The organism is Nocardia sp. NPDC058497, from assembly GCF_042720195.1.
Classification (GTDB): domain Bacteria; phylum Actinomycetota; class Actinomycetes; order Mycobacteriales; family Mycobacteriaceae; genus Nocardia.
This window is the reverse complement of sequence record NZ_JBHXMY010000943.1, coordinates 1-1464: the sequence shown is the minus strand read 5'-3', so window position 1 is coordinate 1464 and position 1464 is coordinate 1. Positions and strand designations below refer to the sequence as shown.

Annotated in this window: 1 protein-coding gene; it reads right to left on the bottom strand. The window is 66.2% G+C overall.

The features are described from left to right. The coding region (locus ACFWPJ_RS32675; RefSeq protein ID WP_378857354.1) for an SDR family oxidoreductase at window positions 1-1390 on the bottom strand (1390 nt) is incomplete at its 3' end. Window positions 1391-1464 lie beyond the last annotated feature (74 nt).

Below are 1464 nucleotides of genomic sequence, written 5' to 3'. Positions count from 1 at the left end.
GGACGAACAGTGCGAGGTCGAGGTCTTTGGTGGCTTCGTGTAGCCACCATGCGGCATCGGCCTTGGCCGCCATGACCGTGTCCAGGCGTTCGGGGGTCAATGTTGAGACCACGCCGTCGTCGAGCACACCCGCGGTGTGCACCACACCGGCCAACGGCGCATCGTCGGGTACCGCCGCCAGCAACGTCTGCACTCCCGATCGGGAGGAAACATCACAGGCCACCACCGTAACCCGCGCGCCCAGCCCGGTCAACTCCGCAACCAAATCCGCTGCACCCGGCGCAGACGCACCCCGCCGTGACGCAAGCACCAGCGAGCGCGCACCCCGCATGAGCACCAGGTGCCGGGCCGCGAGCGCACCCAGACCACCTGTCCCGCCGGTAATCACGACCGAACCGGTCGACAATCGCGCTGACGGCACCGTATCGACCACGATTGCGGCGGACAGCCACGTCAATCGCGCCACATGGACAACATCCCCACGCACCGCGACCTGGGGCTCACCGCAGGCGACGATGCGTCCGAGCGCATCTAGCACGGTTTCCGGCGCAGCCACGCTATCGATATCGGTATCGGCCAGGATGATTCGCTCAGGGTCCTCCGTCTGAGCCGAGCGCAGTAGCCCCCATACCGCCGCGGCCGCGACATCCACGATCGGTTCACCCGCCACCGACACCGCTCCCGCGGTCAAGACCGCCAGGCGACTGTGAGCAAAACGCGGATCAGCCAACCACGGCTGGGCAACGGCCAGCGCCTCGTGCGTGAGCCGGTGTGCCCGTGGCACTTCGCGTGGATCTGCAGTCGCCCCACGTAGGTCGAGTGCGACAACCGGCGGTACGTCATGCGCGGCGGCGGCCCAGGCCGAGAATGCCTCGCTCGAATCGAACACCGTCATCTCGAGATCAACAGCCGAGGCCTGACCATGCGCTGCGATCCACCGCAAACCGAGCAGCCGGTCGGTAATCGCGGTCGCGCGCTCCGCGGGTATCGGGCGAGTGGTCAGAGAGCCGACCGTCATGACCAGTTCACCGGCCTCGTCCACCACCGTGATGGTGGTTCCACCCGAGTACGGATCAGGACTGAGCCGGGCCCGCAGTGCTGTCGCACCGACCGCATGCAGTTCCACGTGCTGCCACGCGAATGGCATACGGGCTCGGTCCCCGTCCACCGCGATACCGGGATCCACTGCGGCAGCGGCCATGCCTTGGAGGACGGCATCGAGCAGCGCCGGGTGGAGACCGTACTTCCCGATATTGCCGTCGATATCAGGGAGGGCAACCTCTACGAAGGCATCGCCCCCGTGTCGCCAGACCGACCTCAAACCGCGGAAGGTGGGCCCGTACTTGTAGCCCGCCGCGTCCAAACGGTCGTAGATGCCGTCGAGATCCACTGGGACTGCACCGACCGGTGGCCACTGTTCGAACCCTGTCTCGTTTAAAAAAATCACAGACCCCCAGACACTAA